This is a genomic window from Psychrobacter sp. SWN149, from assembly GCF_015864565.1.
In the GTDB taxonomy this organism is placed as follows: domain Bacteria; phylum Pseudomonadota; class Gammaproteobacteria; order Pseudomonadales; family Moraxellaceae; genus Psychrobacter.
Window position 1 is genome coordinate 598599 of the sequence record NZ_JADYWX010000001.1, and the last position, 20020, is coordinate 618618.

At 41.9% G+C, this 20020-nt stretch carries 15 protein-coding genes; 12 read left to right on the forward strand and 3 right to left on the reverse strand.

Going from position 1 to position 20020, the window contains the following annotated elements; translation table 11 throughout:
* Positions 1-131 precede the first annotated feature (131 nt).
* Both dnaN and dnaA read right to left on the reverse strand, forming a co-directional pair.
* The gene (dnaN, locus tag I6E86_RS02470; protein ID WP_197174906.1) at positions 132-1307 is read right to left on the reverse strand and encodes a DNA polymerase III subunit beta; all 1176 of its coding nucleotides are present in this window, start codon (positions 1305-1307) and stop codon (positions 132-134) included.
* A 158-nt stretch (positions 1308-1465) separates the two neighbouring features.
* Positions 1466-2911, reverse strand: coding sequence for a chromosomal replication initiator protein DnaA (dnaA, locus tag I6E86_RS02475; RefSeq protein WP_197175059.1), 1446 nt, complete (start codon positions 2909-2911; stop codon positions 1466-1468).
* Between the two features lie 590 nt (positions 2912-3501).
* Between dnaA and rpmH the strand changes: the two genes are divergently transcribed.
* From rpmH to I6E86_RS02515, 8 genes are all read left to right on the forward strand, one after another.
* Entirely contained in the window at positions 3502-3636 is a 135-nt protein-coding gene (rpmH, locus tag I6E86_RS02480; RefSeq protein WP_007394757.1) for a 50S ribosomal protein L34, read from the forward strand.
* A gap of 186 nt (positions 3637-3822) precedes the next feature.
* Positions 3823-4200 carry a ribonuclease P protein component gene (rnpA, locus tag I6E86_RS02485; RefSeq protein ID WP_197174907.1) on the forward strand — a complete coding sequence of 126 codons (378 nt, stop codon included), beginning with the start codon at positions 3823-3825 and terminating at the stop codon, positions 4198-4200.
* A gap of 1 nt (position 4201) precedes the next feature.
* Entirely contained in the window at positions 4202-4576 is a 375-nt protein-coding gene (yidD, locus tag I6E86_RS02490; protein WP_197174908.1) for a membrane protein insertion efficiency factor YidD, read from the forward strand.
* Between the two features lie 216 nt (positions 4577-4792).
* Complete coding sequence (gene yidC / locus I6E86_RS02495; RefSeq protein ID WP_197174909.1) at positions 4793-6475, forward strand: membrane protein insertase YidC; 1683 nt, start codon at positions 4793-4795, stop codon at positions 6473-6475.
* 210 nt (positions 6476-6685) lie between these two features.
* Positions 6686-8122: a tRNA uridine-5-carboxymethylaminomethyl(34) synthesis GTPase MnmE gene (gene mnmE / locus I6E86_RS02500; RefSeq protein WP_197175062.1), complete on the forward strand. Its 1437-nt coding sequence runs from the start codon at positions 6686-6688 to the stop codon at positions 8120-8122.
* Between the two features lie 117 nt (positions 8123-8239).
* Positions 8240-8716 carry a transcriptional regulator NrdR gene (nrdR, locus tag I6E86_RS02505; RefSeq protein WP_194363315.1) on the forward strand — a complete coding sequence of 159 codons (477 nt, stop codon included), beginning with the start codon at positions 8240-8242 and terminating at the stop codon, positions 8714-8716.
* Between the two features lie 78 nt (positions 8717-8794).
* Complete coding sequence (ribD, locus tag I6E86_RS02510) at positions 8795-9850, forward strand: bifunctional diaminohydroxyphosphoribosylaminopyrimidine deaminase/5-amino-6-(5-phosphoribosylamino)uracil reductase RibD (protein ID WP_197174910.1); 1056 nt, start codon at positions 8795-8797, stop codon at positions 9848-9850.
* Between the two features lie 438 nt (positions 9851-10288).
* Positions 10289-10963, forward strand: coding sequence for a riboflavin synthase (locus tag I6E86_RS02515; protein ID WP_197174911.1), 675 nt, complete (start codon positions 10289-10291; stop codon positions 10961-10963).
* Between the two features lie 176 nt (positions 10964-11139).
* On the opposite strand, the gene I6E86_RS02520 is transcribed toward I6E86_RS02515, so the two are convergent.
* The gene (locus I6E86_RS02520; protein WP_197174912.1) at positions 11140-14010 is read right to left on the reverse strand and encodes a response regulator; all 2871 of its coding nucleotides are present in this window, start codon (positions 14008-14010) and stop codon (positions 11140-11142) included.
* Positions 14011-14329: 319 nt separating this feature from the next.
* Here I6E86_RS02520 and fmt point away from each other — a divergent pair, with 319 nt between their 5' ends.
* From fmt to I6E86_RS02540, 4 genes are all read left to right on the forward strand, one after another.
* Positions 14330-15400, forward strand: coding sequence for a methionyl-tRNA formyltransferase (fmt, locus tag I6E86_RS02525; protein WP_197174913.1), 1071 nt, complete (start codon positions 14330-14332; stop codon positions 15398-15400).
* Between the two features lie 75 nt (positions 15401-15475).
* Positions 15476-17056, forward strand: a complete 1581-nt coding sequence (locus I6E86_RS02530) for a transcription antitermination factor NusB (protein WP_197174914.1) — start codon at positions 15476-15478, stop codon at positions 17054-17056.
* A gap of 46 nt (positions 17057-17102) precedes the next feature.
* Positions 17103-18524, forward strand: coding sequence for a threonine synthase (gene thrC, locus I6E86_RS02535; protein WP_197174915.1), 1422 nt, complete (start codon positions 17103-17105; stop codon positions 18522-18524).
* A 341-nt stretch (positions 18525-18865) separates the two neighbouring features.
* A complete protein-coding gene (locus I6E86_RS02540) occupies positions 18866-19963 on the forward strand; it encodes a LysM peptidoglycan-binding domain-containing protein (protein ID WP_227680481.1) in 1098 nt (365 codons plus the stop codon).
* Positions 19964-20020: the final 57 nt, after the last annotated feature.

Below are 20020 nucleotides of genomic sequence, written 5' to 3' on the forward strand. Positions count from 1 at the left end.
GTAGGCATAAGTTTTCTTTTAATCTAAATAAAAAAGATTAAACTCTAAAAGTGCAAACCTACTCTAAGAGTAAATTTGCACTTAAATACAGCTCAAAACCCAACTCTGCCACTCTTATAAAACGAATATCACTATATTCGCATTGGCATAATGACATACTGATGGAATTCATCATTCAGCTGATGGACCAACACTGAAGCGTTTGATTGGCTCATATGCATTTGCAAATCACCTTGAATAACGCCCAGTACATCTTGTAAGTAAGCAGCGTTAAACGACAGCTCCATTGGCTCACCTTGATACTTAGCTTGTATCATTTCCACCGCTTCGTCTTGCTCAGCATTATTAGCACGTACTTCTACCATACCATCACTGGCAAAGTTAAATACCACACCGCGAGATTTTTCATTACTCAAAATCGCAACACGACGTAGCACATCCGTCATTTTTTCTTGGTTAAACAACGCTAGCTTATCCGTATTACTTGGCATGACACGGCGATAATCTGGGAACTTACCATCGATCAGGCGTGCCGTAAAAGTGACCATTAAATTATCACTCACCTGCCCTACACTATCAACATCACCAAACGGTAAGCTGACTTGCAGAAACTCACGACCAAAACTTAAGGTAACTGGATTATCTTTATCACCAAGCATTTTACCAAGCTCAGAAGCCAAACGCTCAAGCTCAATGACAGCTTTGCGTGGCAAGATAGCCTGCATATTCAAATCAGCACTCACATCGATGACACTACGCGCTAAAGCCAATCTATGTCCATCAGTTGCAACCGTGGTTAGCTGCTGCTGTGATACATCAAACAACATGCCGGTTAGATAGTAACGCACATCCTGAATCGCCATCGCAAACTGAGTTTTGTGGATCAAATCAGTAAGGCGGCTACGGCTGATGATTAATGGTGTGATGTTTTCTGGATTACCCAAGCTTGGATAGTCTTCGGCAGGCAATGTACCTAATGTAAAGCGACTCTTACCGCTAGTCAGTAGGCAACGTTCATTCGCTTGAGTTGCCAGATTGACTTGCGCTTGTGCTGGTAATGATTTGCAAATATCTTTCAGCTTTGTCGCAGGTAAAGTTGTTGTCCCAGCTTCAACACAAGCACCTGTAGGCAATTTCAACGTCGACGTCAACTCTACTTCCAAATCAGAGGCAGTTAAAATAAGCGCTGATTCAGATAGCTGTAGCTTAATATTGCCTAAAATAACCATATTATGGCGTTTATCAGCGGCTTTGGCGATCAGATTAATAGCTTTTAATAACGACTCTCGATTAATCGATAATTGCATGCTTAGTTACTCTTAATTGAATGATTTTATTATAAAAATGCTAAGTAATGATTTAATAATACTCTGTCTGATAACGATAATCTACAAAGCAGTTATTTGCTTATATTTTCAATATTATAAACGATATCTATCGACTAAAAAACATGACAAAAAGCACTTTAACCTGCCTGTAACATCAATGCTAACGTCTTATAGTCTTTGTCAAATGCTGGATCTGCTGCTCGTAATTCGTTTACCTTATCACACGCATGCATCACTGTTGTATGATCGCGTCCACCAAATGACTGACCAATTTCAGGGAAACTATCACCTGTTAACTCACGCGACAAAGCCATCGCTATTTGACGCGGTCTGGCTATGCTTCGAGTGCGTTTTCGTCCCATCATATCTTTGATAGTAATATCATAATATTCAGCGACTATCTTTCGAATATTATCCATATTGACGGCTTGCACACGCATGGCGACGATGTCTTTTAGCGCATATTGCACCATCTCAAGCGTTATCTGTGCACCTGTTAAATTTGCATTGGCAAACACTTGATTTAGCGCACCTTCTAATCGCCTAACATTCGATACCACATTTTGTGCGATAAATAGTGCACATTCTTTAGGTAACACCATTCCATATGATGCTGCTTTTTTCTGCAAAATTTGAACACGAGTATCAATCTCAGGTGGATCAACTGCTACGGTCAAACCCCAAGAGAATCTTGATCTAAAGCGCTCGTCAAACTCAGTCATTTGTGATGGATGACGATCAGAGGCCAAGATAAGTTGTTTATCACCACTGGTAAAATCTGCAAACAAAGTCAAAAATTCATTACTACTTTTGGTCTTTCCTGCTAATACATGAATATCATCTACAATTAATAAATCTACTTTTTTAATTTTCTTTTTAAAATCTTCTATTTTATTATTTCTTAATGAATAAACCAATTGATTAATAAATTTTTCAGAAGTGAAATAGTAAAAACTTTGATTATTTTTTAAATAGCGATGTGCTACAGAATGCATTAAATGCGTTTTTCCTAAACCAGAAGGGCCATATATAAATAAAGGATTATGACGATTTTTTGATTGCTTCTTACCAAGCTCATAACAAGCTTTATAGGCCAAATTATTAGACTTGCCAGTAACGAATGTCTCAAACGTAAAATCAGGATTTAGGTAACTTAAGGACTTGGCATCAGTAGAATCGAGTAATTCTGCATGACGCATATTGGCATCAACATCTGCTCTAGAATTATGATGATGGATAGATTCAAACTTATGCTCAGATGGGGTAGGGGCGTGCTCATCTTCTCCAAACAGTGACCCTGACGTTGCTTGGTTATTATCCTCTACATTACGTCCCGCATTATCGACACGTACAATAACTTCCTCAATACTACCTTGACTATGCTTAGTTACTAATTGCTGAATATCTTGTAGATGATTCTTTTTGATGTAAGTTACAAAATAATCATTAGGAGCGAGAATGATGAGGGTTTGTGCTTCCTGATGAGCCGATAAAGGCCTCAGCCACATAGTAAATACATTGTCTTTGACGCTGTAACGCAAATCGTTTAGACATTTATCCCAAATATTTGCTGTTTCTATCATGAAAAGTAGTGACCCTATAATCTGAAAAAATAATCGTGTTTTAGTCATATAGACTGTAACTTAATCCTTGATACTGATTGTAGGTATCCGCATAAAAAGCCACGCTTTTAAGTACTACAAACTAGTATATCAACTAGCGGCTAATCTAACACAAATAACCTGTGGATAAAACCTTGTTTTTTGGGGATAAGACTGTGGATAGTTTTGTGGATAAATACAAATAATGACTTATCCATATTCAATACACAGGTTATCCACAGGTTTACCCATAGCTTAGTTATTTGATAATAAAGAGGAAATGGCAGTTAGCCACAGAAAAATAGGCTTCCAATAACAACAATATCTATATATATTAATCAATTATTATTATAGAAATCGCTAAAATCTGTGGATAACTATGGAAGTTAACTCGCATTGACTAGCTATAATTTGCAAATGAAGTAACAATTTTTATTGAGATATAATTCATCTGTGAACAAAGGAAATCAAATACCTAGACACTCATATAATTAGTTTATTGACCAGAACTATGCTGAATGGTATAATCCTCCGTTATTACGAATTTAGTCCATTATTTTGATAGGTGAGTTATGAAACGTACATTCCAACCAAGCGTGATCAAGCGTAAACGTACTCACGGTTTCCGTGCTCGTATGGCAACTAAAAAAGGCCGTCAGGTCTTAGCCCGTCGCCGCGCTAAAGGACGTCATCGCCTTACTGTATAATCAGTAGATTGCGATGAGCATGGCTAATTGTGCTTGTTGTGTTCTTATTGTTTATAGATTGCGATAGTCGATCCTCACAACTGACACTTAGCCATATATTAAAAGCGCCCGCATCGGCGCTTTTTTTGTCTCTATATTTTGCTATTATTTCTCATATTATCATTCGCTATCCTACTAGGTTGTATTATGCCCAATTCTCTTTTAGCTATACCTGTACCTACCGCTAGATTCACCAAAGAGCAGCGCTTGCTTACGCCTGTAGCCTTTCGTGAAGTATTCGATGCGCCTGAGCGTAAGATACACCAGAGTCATCTAATGGCTTTTGTGAGATCTAATGTTCATGATAAGCCTAGGGTCGGTATGGCTATTACTAAGCGTAAGGTGCCTACTGCTGTTGTTCGAAACTTGATTAAAAGACATATACGTGAGCAGTTTCGTACAAAGTCTTTGGAAATGGAAAATAAAGACATTGTCTTTATTGTTAAAAAATCAATAAAGGATATAAATAAAGAAGAATTAAAAAACCAAATTAATAATATATTTAAAAAAATAGAAAAAAAATAAAATGATTTTTTTATTTAATTCTTTTAAAAAAATATTTTTAATATTTTTATTAAATACCGTTTTGTTCTATCAAAAAATAATAAGTCCCCTGATTCCTGCGCGCTGTCGTTACTATCCAACTTGTTCAAATTATGGTAAACAAGCTTTGGCATGGCATGGTCCCCGTGTAGGTAGTTGGTTGCTATTAAAACGTCTTAGTAAGTGTCATCCTCTCGGTGGGCACGGTATTGACTTTGTACCTCTCCCCTTATCTTCTTATAGCTATCAATACTTATCTTCTACTGATACACCAAATAAAGTTGTTAAAGGATTGGGTATTTACCGAGACAATAATAGCTATGTTTCACAGCTTAACTATCTGATGAAGTCAGAGTAAAAATGACTGTCTTTGGGTATGGATCTTATCCCCAGTGAGTTACCCACAAGTTATCCACACTCTTGGTATCATTTGGGGCAGATTTTTAGTAAAATGATGCACATTTTATGTAAATGACTATCAACGCAGTTGTCATGTATGCGGTTAACTGTAATGTACAGTCGTGACACATGCCCTAATTTTTCATTCCCTAATTTTTTAATCTAGGAAAGGTTTATGCAAAAGATATTTCGGGTGATGATCATCATTGCGATGTTAATTACCGCTTATCTGCTGATTTTGGCATGGCGAGATGATTATGCCGATGCACCAGCTGTTGATGCGGTGCCAGAAACTACAAATTCAGTAGGTGCTGACATTCCTTCTACAACGGGTGGAGCAGGCGATATCCCGGTTCAAACATTACCTGCTGATAATGCAGTTGTGACAGCAGCACCTGCCAAAAATGCAGGTCTAATCACAGTAACGACCGATCGCTATGATATAAAAATCAATCCAGAAGGCGGTGATATTGTTTATGCTGCGCTTAAACAGTATGACGCGACGCTCGATAGCGATAAGCCTTTCGTATTGTTAGAAAATAACAGTAATCGTGTATATGTGGCACAGTCTGGACTGATTGGTCAAGATGGTATTGATACAGCAGAAGGTCGAGCGACTTATAACCACACTGCCAATAACTATGTCATGGAAGATGGTCAACAAACGCTGTCTGTACCCCTGACTTATAAAAAAGATGGCGTAACAATCACCAAGACCTTTACCTTTACTGAAAACAAATATCCGATTGATATTAGCTACAAAATCCAAAACGCCTCTACCAGTGCTTGGCAAGGCCAGATGTTTGCACAGCTAAAACGTGATGATAGTAAAGATCCTGGTATGTCTGATAAAGGCGCGCTAAGCATGGCGACTTATCTTGGTGGTGCTTGGGGTACGCCAGATGATCCTTACAACAAGCTGAAATTTAAAGACTTTAGCGATGGCGAGTTGACGACGACCAGTGATGAAGGTTGGGTTGGCATTGTACAGCATTACTTTGTATCGGCATGGACACCTCAAAACTTTACGGGTAAGTTCTTCAGCCGTGAAACCGGTGATGATTATTTTATTGGTTTTAATAGTCAGACTGTCAATGTTGCACAAAACAAGCAGATTACTTTAAATGCGACGCTATATGCAGGTCCAAAAGTCCAGTCTGAATTAAAGGACGTGGCGGTAGGTCTGAATAAAACGGTCGATTACGGTCTGTTATGGCCAATATCGAAGGTCTTGTTTGCTATCTTGGAAGGTGTGCATAAAGTTGTGGGTAACTGGGGTTGGTCAATTATTCTACTGACTATCTTGGTTAAAATCGCACTTATGTGGTTCTCTAATAAGAGTTACTACTCGATGGCGAAGATGCGTGCTATTGCCCCAAGACTCAAGTTGCTCAAAGAAGAGCATGGCGATGATCGTATGAAGATGTCGCAAGAGATGATGGCTATCTACAAAGAAGAGAAAGTCAATCCGATGGCCGGTTGTCTACCTATATTGATGCAGATGCCTATTTTCTTAGCCTTGTATTGGGTACTGGTCGAGAGTGTTGAGCTACGTCATGCGCCGTGGATTTTGTGGATTAATGATCTCTCAGCGATGGACCCGTGGTTTATTTTGCCACTGTTAATGGGTGCATCGATGTTTGTACAGCAGCAGTTGAACCCGCAACCAGCAGATCCAATGCAAGCAAAAGTTATGAAGTTTTTGCCGATTATCTTTACTGCATTCATGCTGTTCTTCCCAGCAGGCTTGGTTTTGTACTGGACAGTGAACAACCTATTTAGTATGACTCAGCAATATATCGTCAATAAAAAAGTCGATGAAGAACAGAAGCGTCGTACGGTAAAAGTGGTTGACTAACTGATTCTGTATCAAAAATGTGACAGCAAAAAGACCATCGATAAACTCGGTGGTTTTTTTATGGGTAGTGCATTTTTATCCACAACTTATCAACATTCAAAAGAAAAGCCTACTGATGAGATGTGCTTTCAAAGTTTGCTTTGTCAGTATGAGTTTAGCCGTCTATAATGGGGTTTTTGCCTATTGAGAGTAATTGTGGATTCCTTAGCGATGGCATCAGCCACACCTAATTCTTCTGAAAAATCTAATACATTTGGATCGACCACGATTGCTGCGATTGCAACGCCGCTTGGGCGAGGGGGCGTGGGTGTTATACGCCTGTCTGGCACGCGTGCTTATGATATGGCATGTGCTTTAACAGGTAAATCGGGCTTTACACCACGAATGGCCAGTTTTTGTCGTTTTTATCAAGCAGACGGTACGGTTGTCGATGAAGGATTGGTGTTGTATTTCAAAGGCCCGCATTCGTTCACGGGCGAAGATGTGATTGAGCTGCAAGGTCATGGTGGCGTGATATTACAAAACCAGCTACTCGCACGTGTGTTTGAACTGGGTGCCAAACAAGCAAGTGCCGGAGAGTTCTCTTATCGTGCTTTTGACAACGATAAATTGGATTTGGTGCAAGCAGAAGCGATAGCTGATGCCATTGATGCGACCAGTGCTGCTGCAGCTAGTAGCGCCATTCGCTCATTGAGTGGTGAATTTTCACAAAAGATCAATCAACTACTCGAGCAATTGATTCATCTTCGCCTGCATGTAGAGGCTGCCATCGACTTTCCTGATGAGGAGGACGTGGATTTCTTATCTGATGGTGTGATACAAAGCAAACTTGAACAAACACAAGATAAAATCCAGCATGTATTAGCGACTGCGAAACAAGGCCAGCTCTTGCGTGATGGTATCCATGTGGTTTTAGCAGGTAGGCCTAATGCAGGCAAGTCGAGCCTACTCAATCGTTTAGCGGGACAAGAGCGTGCTATCGTAACTGATGTCGCAGGGACCACGCGTGATACGTTGCAAGAAACCGTGGTACTCAATGGGTTGACGTTGCATCTTACGGATACGGCAGGATTGCGTGAGACAGAAGATACCGTAGAACGTATTGGTATTGAGCGTGCTCGAACTGCAATTGCACAGGCTGATATGCTATTGATGGTCTACGATGTCACGCGTGATGTTGAAGAAGAAAGCACACCGTTGCAACTGGCAGAGCAGTTATTTGGTGAATTACCACAAGCTAAACGCTTATTAATCATTGCTAATAAAAGCGATTTATTGAGCGATGACAATAGTGATGAGATTGCTGCTGTGACCCAAATTGAAATCAAAAATAGAGGTTACGAGCAAGTTAATGTTTCATGTGAAACAGGTGTTGGCATTGATAATTTAGTCGAAGCACTATGCGATAAGGTAGGGTTTCACCCACCAGAGAATAGCTTGATCGCTCGTACCAGACATTTGGATGCGCTCAGACGGACTGCTAATTTCCTAGTAGAAGCACATGATCAATTAACGGTGTTTGAAGCAGGTGAGTTGGTTGCTGATAGCTTACGTCAAGCACAGCAGAGCTTGGGTGAAATCACGGGTGAGTTCAGTGCTGATGATTTACTAGGCAAGATATTCGGCAGCTTTTGTATTGGTAAATAGAGAAAGTAACTACTTAGCTCCAATAATAGTTATTGAATTTTTTATACCAACTACTCTGTTATCTTTAACTGTTATAGATAACGACGCTCGCTTTCGATATTAAGATAAGGAAATGCCATGCACTGCCCGTATTGTAATGCATCAGAGACTAAAGTTATTGATTCACGTTTGGCTGCTGAAGGGGCTCAGGTGCGCCGCCGCCGCTCGTGTAATAGTTGTCAGGAGCGTTTTACGACTTTTGAGATGGTCGAAGTTGTCATGCCGCGAATCATCAAATCAAGTAATAAAATTGAACCTTATGATAATGAAAAGCTGCGTCGCTCCATCTTGCTACCTTTGCAAAAACGCCCCATTACTATTGATGAGCAGGAGGCGATGATCAGCCGTATCGAAAAGCGCGTCAGACAGATGGGTGAGCGTGAGATCAGTAGTAAAGTTTTGGGTGAGATTATCATGAGTGAGCTGAAAACGTTGGACGACGTCGCTTATGTGCGTTTTGCCAGTGTCTATCGCGACTTTCAGGACATTGATGCTTTTCATCAAGAAATTGCTAATATCCGTCCAAATGAAAAACAATCGAATGAACCTGATTAATAACGCCTAATTATTGGTCAAACTTCACCTATTTGTTTTCTTATATAGAACCCTCAATCATTGATTAAGTCTACTATTATGCCAACCAAAAACCACTCTCAAGATGCGCAAGACCGCTACTTTATGATGCTTGCCATTGAACAAGCTAAACAGGGTTTGTATACCACCAGACCGAACCCAGCTGTGGGTTGCATCATTGTTCAGGCATCAGAGATTGTCGGGCAAGGGTTTCATCCTAAAGCAGGTGAGCCTCATGCAGAGGTTTTTGCACTCAAAGCAGCAGGTGCGAAGGCAGTAGGGGCAACTGCTTACGTGACGCTAGAGCCATGTAGTCATACAGGTCGCACGCCGCCTTGTGCGTTGGGTCTCATCGATGCAGGTATAAAACGTGTGGTGGTGGCTGGCCTCGATCCTAATCCACAGGTTGCAGGCCGTGGTGTTAAGTTATTAGAGCAAGCAGGAATTGATGTGACTGTTGGCATACTGACAGCGCAAGCAGAGTCATTGAATCGCGGGTTTTTAAAGGCCATGCGTACTCAAATGCCTTATGTGAGGCTTAAGATAGCCACCAGTTTGGACGGTCGTACCGCTATGGCATCTGGTGAGTCCAAGTGGATTACCTCGGCAGCTGCCCGTGAAGATGTGCAAAAGCTAAGAGCACAAAGTGGGGCGATTATTACGGGTAGCCAAACAGTGATGACTGATGACCCAAAACTTAATGTGCGTTCAGCCCAATTAGGAGTGCCTGCAGAATGTATACCAGCCCCTAAGGTAGTCGTTCTTGATAGACGTGAGCGTCTAGCACATAGTGCGCAGTCTAATTATCAGTTGTGTCGACGTACAGATACGCTTTACTGGCGCGAGGATAATTTAACGGCGTTGTTAGCAGAGTTGGTCAGTGAGCACCAATGTTATGATGTCTTAATCGAAGCAGGGGCTAGTGTGGCTGGTAGTTTTTTAAGTCAGCAACTGGTGAATGAGTTGGTTGTTTATCAAGCGCCTTGTCTACTTGGTGCCCAAGCACGGCCCATGGTGGATTTTAATCCATTATCTCTGTCTCAGCAGCTACGTTTCAACATTGATAGCTATGAGCAGTTAGGGTCAGACCTCAAGCTAACCTTGCTTCCCTTGTAGCACTATCTATCACAGAGTTTTTATCCACAATTTATGTTAACTGTGCATTATGTGGGGATAAGTCACTCAGGTTATTAGTGGTTTCATGTGGAACTGTGTATAACTCTGTTTCACATGAAACAAAGAACAGCTAAACTTTTTATTTATTTATAATTAAGTTGATATAAATCAGCTACTTATATTAATAAGCTTAGAAATATATATACTGTGCTAAGTTAAAGTGTATTGTGGATAACTTTATGATTGATAAGGTTTTTAGGTACCTTTGGGTTGACTTATACTTACTTATCCACAATCTATCCTATAGTGGTTTAAAACAAGTAGATGTTTCATCTTTATAGAAAATTTGAATAAGCCACACTAAGTCATACACTTGAGCTCTTAATAAACCAAAATACGTTGTCCATAAAGGCAACATAATAATGAGATAAAAACCTTATGTTTACTGGAATTATAGAAAGTGTTGGAAAGGTTAAATCTATGCAGCCGACAGGTGGTGACATACGTTTGACAGTAGAGTCTGATGATTTAGATTTCAGTGATGTGAAACTGGGAGACTCCATTGCTTCGAATGGTATTTGTCTGACGGTTGTAGCGCTTGGGAGTAATTACTACTCTGTAGATGTTTCACGTGAAACTATTGCTCGAACAGCACTAGCAACATTGAAACCAGGTCATACGGTCAACTTAGAAAAAGCCATGCTACCGACGACTCGTTTCGGTGGTCATATCGTAGCGGGTCACGTGGATGGCATAGGGCTGGTCAGTAAGTTGCAGCAAGATGCTCGCTCAATTTATATTGAAATTGAGATACCACAAGAGCTGGCGCACTATACGGCGACTAAGGGGTCTATTACTGTGGATGGCATCAGCCTAACCACCAATCTAGTAAGGGACAATATTGTTTCCTTAAATATTATTCCTCATACGGCTCAGGTTACTAATATTGCCAAGCATTGGTTGGTTGGCAGTCCAGTCAATATTGAAGTAGATATTGTGGCGCGTTATCTAGAGCGTTTATTAACCAAGTCACAATCTGGAGGTATGAACGCACCGGGCCCGCAGAGTCAGATTACAGAGGCGTTTTTAGCAGACAATGGTTTTATGAAGTAATCGGCTGAATTAGAGAGGATTAAACCTATCTTAATGTTTAATAACTATTTCACTAGGGCACGCTCTAGATAAGCCAGCATTTGTCATTTTAAATGTTTTATAGGTTTTGCTAGATGCTAAGATAACGAATCTAAGCCTCATCGTTTAAACGGTGAGGCTTTTCAGTGTGATAATCATCAAGAGAGAGAGATAAGGCTTTGCAAAACCGTTTCTAGCTCTTTTTTGTTGATCGGTTTTGACAAAAATTCATCCATACCCACTTGCATACATGCCTCTCGATCTTCTTCAGTGTTATTTGCAGTGAGTGCGACGATAGGGATGTCGTCATCTTGGGCACGAATTGCTTGGGTAGCTTGCAACCCATCCATTATAGGCATTCTGCAGTCCATCAAAATCAATGAAATATCTTCACGCTGCTCTTTTAATGTATCGAGTGCTTGCTGACCGTCTTCTGCAACAATACTGCGATAACCCAATTTGCTTAGCATTTTGCAGGCTATTTTCTGATTGGTTAGGCTGTCTTCAACCACTAAAATCAGTGGTGACACCATTTGAGTGGTAGCTTCTAAGATGACGAGTTCGCTCACACTTTCCTCGATATTTTTTGTTTGGGTGAACGTCCGTGTCACGGGTAGCGTTAAGCGCATCAGCTCCGAGAGTAGTAGTGCACTGTCTAACGGTTTTGTCAAAAACCCATCACATTGATCCAGCAATAATGAAGGAATGCGGCGTTCATGCTTTGTACTAAACAGAATTTTAGGTAGTGAGGTGTTTGCAAGTAAACTGCTCAACGCTTGACGTCTATCGATACTTGTCACTATTTGGTTACTATCGGATAAGATGGCTCTGGTTGCATCAAATGACGTTAGGGTAGAGGATTTCTTATCGCTGCTTGAGATATTAAATTTGGCGTCATTACCGACAACGATGGTGCTGGTATCATAATATTCGTAATCTAATAGTAATAAAGGTGCTAGGGTTTTTACATCGTGCTCGAGTTGCTCTGTAATCTGTTTAATGGCAGCGAGGTCTATAGAGGTATAAATAGTGGCAGTGATAGATAGATGAATACACAGCTGCTGTAAGTGCTTTGCTACCAGTGGTTGGTTCACGACTGCGATAAGATAAATCTGACTTAGATGTGGACTCTGATGATAGACCGGTTGGTAATTTGGGCGACGACAAGGCAAATAAAGGTTGAACGTACTGCCTTCATCAACCGTACTGGTTAGCTCGATAAATCCGCCCAACAGTCTTGCAAAGCTATTGACGTTTTTTAAACCCAGTTCTGTCTCAATGGTATTTTGCTCTACCAAGGTATTTTCTTGATGTTGAGATTTGTTCAAAGAAGCCAGTAGCTGATGCTGCTTGGCAGTCGTTATACCTATACCGGTGTCCTGTATGCTAAATCGTACCCAACAGTCAGCGTCTGCTACTGTAAGGTTATTATCGATAAACCGTAAGGTGTTTTGACTACTCTCTGGCATTTGCTCTTGAGTGACTGTTTCAACAATCAAGGCAACGTGACCGAGTGATGTGAACTTTATGGCATTGTGCAACAAGTTCAATAAAATCTGGCGAAGACGGACATCGTCTGTGTCGATATAGCGTGGACAATTTGGCTCAAAAAAGTAAATCAGCTCAAGACTTTTTTGCCGTATGTCACCTATCAGCATTTCATTGACGTCTTGGCCTAGCTTATAAATATCGATAGGTTCAATATTTAGGCGCGTCTTTCTGACTTCAATATTGCCGATATGTAGCGTATCATTCAGCGCCGTTAGCATGTTTTGACTGGTTCTGATCAGAGTATCTAAGATCTTGCTTTGTCTGTCATCTAACTTATTAGGATCGAGAGGTTCAAGAATATCGATCATGGCTTCTAGCGGTATGCGCAGCTTATGACCAATAACGAATCGAAGTTTATTGAGCTCATCCAGCTTGTGCTGTAGTTTTTTGTTTTGTCGCTGCAACTGCTCATTTTGATTGACGATTTCATTGACGTCGTTAAAAAGAACTGTAAAACCGTGTACTTGTCCATGTTCACCAAACCACGGGGTGATATGCAGTTGATAAGCTTGTTTGTTCTCTAGTCCATAGACTGTAAGGGTGCGAGCGACTTGTAGACTAGATAAGGTTTGTAAAAGTTGCTGAGTGGGCTCATCTCTACCCACGACAAAATCAGTCAGCTCATAACTGTGCTCACTCGTAGGGGAAGGGGCAAATATCTGCTCAAAGCGCTGATTATAAAAACTGATCCGACCACGGCGTACACTCATCAGCATGGGTAGTGGTGCTTGGTCAACCAAACGCTCTAAACGATGCTTTAGCGTCTTGATACGTCTATAGTCATTATGGAGCTGATAACTGACACGGCTAAGGGCATGACCTAACAACATAAATTCAGCGGTAGATTTTTTTCGCAAGAATGGCGGCGGTGTGTAGGCTTCTTTTGCGTGACTGCTCAAGCTGTCAGTATATACCAGCAACTGCTCCCAATTGGCTCGGCGACCGAGCATATAGAGCAAAGCCATGATAAAAAGGATGATCGCAGTCATCAGTGGCAGCCAGTAACGGTAAGATACCCAGCTAATAACAAGGGGCGCATGCGTTAAGATAATACAAATCTTATGACCACTTTTGAGGTTGATTGTCCCTTTTAAGTCACTACTACTGATGACATAGGCACTCTGACCCTTACTATTGGCAGGTATGGCTTTCGTAGTAGGAAAGGTGACAGCCGCAAAAGCTGATTCATCGGAGCGTATATTCTGATGAATATAAGTTTGTCCCGATGGGGTCATCAAAATAAGCTGATAACTGACATCATCTAAAAAAGGCCGCGCCAGGATCTTTTTTATTTCACTATTCACAGGTTCTGTATGTTCAATAATACTGTGCTGTAGTGAGTAGAACGTATCTATGCTGTGTTGTTCACTATGCTTTTTCATTCCATCAAACAGTGTGGCATAGTACAGTACTAGCATGACCAATAAGGACAAAACATAAAAAATCAGTAAGCGCTGCAATGACTGAAACTGTTGCATGAAAGCGTAGCCCTATATCGACATAATAGAATATAGTAAAATTATAATACCTTTTTATGAGCGCTCAGTGGTCTACAATTTTTAGTGAGTATATTGTTAGGCCAGTGCTTATCTCAGAATAACAATGGGCTGCCAGTCAGCAGCCAGTATCCATATATTATTACTCTATAATAAAGCCAATAGACTGAACAATTCGGGTATTTTCTATTATAGAGATAAATACCATCGTTAGTCATACTCGATTGCCACCATTACAATCATGGCACAACATCGTAAACTCACCTATAATGAGCAAATCAACCTTATATATTGCACCATTATGACGACGATTGCCTCCACTTTTGATCCAGCCAATTTTTCTACTAAAAATAATAATCCAGCTACTGCCCCAATGAGAGTGGTATTTGCTGGAACGCCTGAGTTTGCAGCGATTAGTCTGGAGTCACTAATCAGTCAGCAAGACGTACTGAATATAGAGATTGTCGCGGTGTATACACAGCCTGATCGCAAGGCAGGTCGTGGCCAAAAGCTGGCGGCTTCTGCGGTGAAAGAGGTTGCACTCGCAAACGATATCGCTGTAGAGCAACCACTCACCTTTAAAAAATCCAGCACCGAAGGGATGGCCGCGCGACAGACTTTACGCACTTACCAGCCTGATATCATGATTGTCGCCGCTTACGGATTGATTTTACCTATCGGTGTATTAGAGACGCCTACTCATGGTTGCTTAAATATCCATGCCTCGCTATTACCGCGTTGGCGTGGTGCGGCACCTATTCATCGTGCACTATTGGCAGGAGATGATGAGACAGGCATTACCATCATGCAGATGGACAAAGGGTTGGATACAGGCGACATGCTTTATAAAGTCAGCGCTAGTATTGAGCCTATTGATACTGCTGCCAGTCTACACGATAAAATGGCTGCTCTTGGTGCGACAGCCATCAGTACGGTGCTAAACGACTTGTCCACTTATCAAACGCAAGCTATCGCTCAAGATGATAGTCAAGCCAACTATGCTGAAAAGCTGGTCAAAACGGAAGGCGAAGTTGACTGGTCGCAGCCTGCTGCCGCTATTGAACGCCAAATCCGAGGGCTGACGCCATGGCCGGGTGCTTATACTTTTCTTGCAGGGCAGCGTGTCAAAGTATTGGCCAGCTTGCCTGTGAATACATCTCAGCAAACCAATGAGCCTGCTGGAACTGTAGTGAGTGTCGGACGCAAAGCGATTCTAGTCGCTTGTGGTAAGGGTAATGATACTGAGTCGTCGGCCACGACTTTAGCTATTACTCACTTACAGTTTGCAGGTGGTAAGCCCATGACTGCTGAACAAGTTTGCCACGGCAACCAATTAAATGACGGCGATCAATTTACGACAGCATCAAAATAACTGAACCTAACTTAATGATAGTTAACCCTATCTGCACAAGACGCTATCGATGATACGTCAAGGAAATGAAATTTAATGAGACAAAACAGTACTGCGCCTAGAAACAATAAGCTCAAACCATCAAGCAACCTTATTATGAATGGTAGCGTGCGTGTACGTGTGATTCGTACCTTACTGGCTATTCAAAATGGTCAGTCGCTCTCAAGCGTCCTTGATCCATTATTGAACAGTCTACACGATGGTGACAAAGGTTTTGCACATGCGCTACTGCTTACGACATTGCGTCAATGGCACGCGCTGGCACGGTTGCTCGATAGCTTAGCGGATAACCCTATCGATGAAGTTGAGGTTCGTACGACCATTCAAGTAGGCTTAGTGCAGTTACTGTATTTAGAAGTGGCTGACCATGCTGCAATTCATGAAACCGTTGAAGCTGCAAAAGAAATTGAGTTCGCTCATTCGACTGGTTTGGTGAATGCTATTTTGCGCAAAGTCGCCAAGAATCCAAGCAAATTCCGTAAGAAGTGCGACAAAAAGCATAGCCTACCGAATTGGCTCGCTTATCAGCTTAAGCAAGACTGGAGCGAGCAGTATGATGAGCTGACACAAGGCTTGCGCCAACCAGCACCGATGTTTTTACGAGTGAATTCTGCGGTTACTTCGGTAGAGGAATATCAGCATGCATTGGACGGGGCAGAAATTGATACAGATATCGTTGAGCTAACGACTGGTTTTAAGGTAGCGAACGCATCAGAGACTACCACGCTATCAACCAAAGGTCTTAGACTACATCAAAGCACTGCCGTTAACGCTTTGCCTGATTTTGCTGTAGGGACTGCCAGCGTACAAGACATGCATGCCCAGCTAGCGGCACCGATTATTAATCAAGCATTGATGGCTAAGCTTAGTTCTGAAAGTGCGAACACTAACAGCGAAAGTGATGAAAGTAATAATAATGAGCTACACATTTTAGATGCATGTGCGGCACCTGGTGGTAAATTGGCTCACTGGTTAGAGCTTATAAGCGCTAATGATGAATCATCGTTGTTTCACGTGAAACAAGACAATGCTGAAACGTCACCTGTGATTACTGATATCAAGGTAACGGCTATTGATAATGAAGCACCACGTATCGAGCGTATTCGTGAGAACTTACAGCGCCTAAATTTAAGTCAGCATGATTTGCAGCAAGCAGAGAAAAGTGTCGCACTTAATATCGTCTGTGCAGATGCAACCAGATGGCAGCATGGCAAGAATAAAAAAGCGGCGACAAATGAACCCGTATTTGATGCGATATTATTGGACTCTCCTTGTACCGCGACTGGCGTGATTCGCCGTCATCCTGATATCAGTATCCTGCGTACCGAAGAAGACATCGAGCAAACGGCGCTGCTACAAGCAGACATCTTGCATAATCTATGGCCACAACTCAAAGCTGGTGGTTATCTGTTGTACGTGACATGCTCTATCTTAAAACAAGAGAACGTCGAGCAAATGCAGGACTTTATCACTCATCATAATGATGCGGTAGCGATTGAGTTTACTGAGGATTGCAGCTGGGGTATCGAACAAGCCATCGGTCGTCAGTGCTTACCAATTGATAGCGCAAGCGGTGATGGTTTTTATTATGCGCTGTTGCACAAAACGGCTGAATAAACCGTTTTTAACTATTGAATAACATTATTGTAGACAGGACAATCTAATGAAATATATCAGTACCCGTGGTCAGACAGCACCAATGGATTTTAGTGATGTGCTTTTGATGGGTCTTGCCCCAGATGGTGGTTTGATGTTGCCTGAGCATTATCCGAACATCGATAGTGCAACGCTTGATGAGTGGCGTACGCTCAGCTATCCACAGCTTGCGATGGCGATTATGCAGCGTTTTGCGACAGATATTCCTGTGGCTGATCTGCAAGATATCATTGAGCGCACTTATACCGCTGAGGTGTTTGGTTCTGATGAGATTGTACCTGTCCGCAAACTTGAAGATAGTTTATATATTTTAGGATTATCAAACGGTCCGACATTAGCGTTTAAAGATGTTGCCATGCAATTTTTGGGTAATGCTTTTGAGTATGTGCTTAAGAAAAAAGACGCGCGTATTACGATCATTGGTGCGACCAGTGGTGATACGGGTAGTGCAGCAGAATATGCACTACGTGGCAAAGAAAATGTCGAAGTGTTTATGCTGTCACCACATGGCAAAATGAGTGAGTTCCAGCGTGCGCAAATGTATAGTTTGACGGATGCTAATATTCATAATATCGCGATCGATGGGATGTTTGATGACTGTCAGGACATCGTCAAAGCCCTACAGCAAGATGCTGAGTTTAAAGCCGCTTATAATTTAGGCACGGTAAACTCTATCAACTGGGGTCGTATCCTAGCGCAGATTGTTTATTACTTTAAAGCTTACTTTGCGGTCACGACGAGCAATGATGAAAAAGTCAGCTTTAGCGTACCATCAGGTAATTTCGGTAATATCTGTGCTGGTCACATCGCGCGTGAAATGGGACTGCCAGTTGACCGCTTGATTGTCGCAACCAATGAAAACGACGTGTTGAATGACTTTTTTAACCAAGGCGCTTATCAGCCGCGTCCGACTGAAAAAACCTATATCACCTCAAGCCCATCGATGGATATCTCAAAAGCCTCTAACTTTGAGCGTTTTGTTTATCTGCTATTAGAGAAAGATAGCGCCCGTGTCCATGAGTTATTTGAAGGGGTGAAATCTGGTCAAGGTTTCGATCTATCTGAGCTAATGGAAGCGGTTAATAATCGCTATGGTTTTGCTGCTGGTAAATCTACTCACAGCGATCGTCTGCAGACCATCAAAGCACTGTACGAGCAACACGGTGAGCTGGTCGATCCACATACTGCCGACGGTATCAAAGTGGCTAAAGAGTTGCAGCAAGAGGGCGAAATCATTGTTTGTGCAGAGACGGCACTACCTGTTAAGTTTGCAGATACTATCGTTGAAGCCATTGGTCAGATAGATATCGCTCGCCCCGATCATACCGAAGGATTAGAGAGTTTACCGCAGCATGTTGTCGTGCTAGACAACAATGCTGAATTGGTCGCTGAGCAAATTCGCCAGCATGTCACTCCTAATCTAGCCTAAATAATGGCGAGTTTGAGGCTTTTTGAGTGTGTCATCCAAACAAGCTATATCCGCATAAAAGTTACACCATTGTAATAAAGTGTTTATGATTGTGTTATGGTAGATATAATTGTAATATTAGAAACAGCGTCGGCCATATATCATTGTGCTAGACGCTTTTTTAGAAATCCTACTGGCCAATTATACTGAACCGTTGCCCTATAAGCGTCATAAAAAATTTCTGATATATTACTGATATCATTGGTTTTTACTTGAATTTTAGTCAAGTAAAAATTTTAGAAGTGATAAATCAAGTACGATGTATTGTGACGAAAACAGTGGTACATATTGTGGATATAACAATGAAGATGAGCTTAAAAAAGATAGCAAAAGCACTGTTAATCACGACATTTAGCAGTGCCATGCTAATGACCACAGCCCACGCTAACAATCCACCACCTACCATCAAAGCCGATGCCCCTAACCGCTATACTGTCAAAAAAGGCGATACGCTTTGGGACATCTCGGGTCGCTACTTGGACAGTCCATGGCGCTGGAAAGAAATTTGGGCAACCAATAAGCAAATCAAAAATCCCAACCTCATTTATCCCAATGACATTCTTATTCTTTGCGTTATTCAGGGCAAGACACTCATAGGTGTCGATACGGGCGAGGGCTGTGCTGGTATTGAAAAGCAGCTAACAGGTAATGTGGTTGCTAGTACAGTATCAGTGACTTCAACTGCCAATAGCATTCCACCTATTCCATGGTCTGCTATTCAGCACTGGCTTGATAAAACACTCATTGTTAATCCTCAAGACTTCAACACCACTCCTTATATATTGGCCTCTAAAAAAGGCAACTTAATCACGGCAAGTGGTGACAAGATATATGCCAAAGGTGTGCCGCTTATCGTCGGTCAGCGTTATGGCATCTACCGTGAAGGTGAGCTGTATGTTGAGCCAAAAACCCAAGAGGTTATCGGATTGGAGGTCACGCAAGTGGCAACAGGTCTGGTGACTTCTACTGAGACCAGTGGCGTTACCAGCTTACAGCTGACTAACAGCTACGGTAAAGAAGTGCGTGAAGGTGATCGGGTGTTTGTAGAGCTGGACAATGCGATTCCACCTGTTTTTTATCCGACCCCTGCGAGCGTCAGTCGCGGCGGCATGATCGTGCGTGTCATGGACTCCATCAGCTCAGCTGCCAAAGGTAGCGTGGTGGCCATCAATCTAGGTAGTTTAGAAGGCGCCAAACCAGGTGATGTACTGACGGTCTATCAAAAAGGTGCTTTGGTACGTGATACCAAGGACAATGATATGCCCGTACGCTTGCCAAATGAGAAAAGCGGTATGGTGATGGTGTTTAATAGTTTCGATCACATCAGTTATGCTTATGTGCTGGATTCAGAGTTACCGCTCAATGTCGGTGACCAGTTGTTGCCACCGCCTTATCTATAAATAAGTAGCACTGCTCTGATATGCCCATGATACGTGCGCCCATACGAGACAGATAAC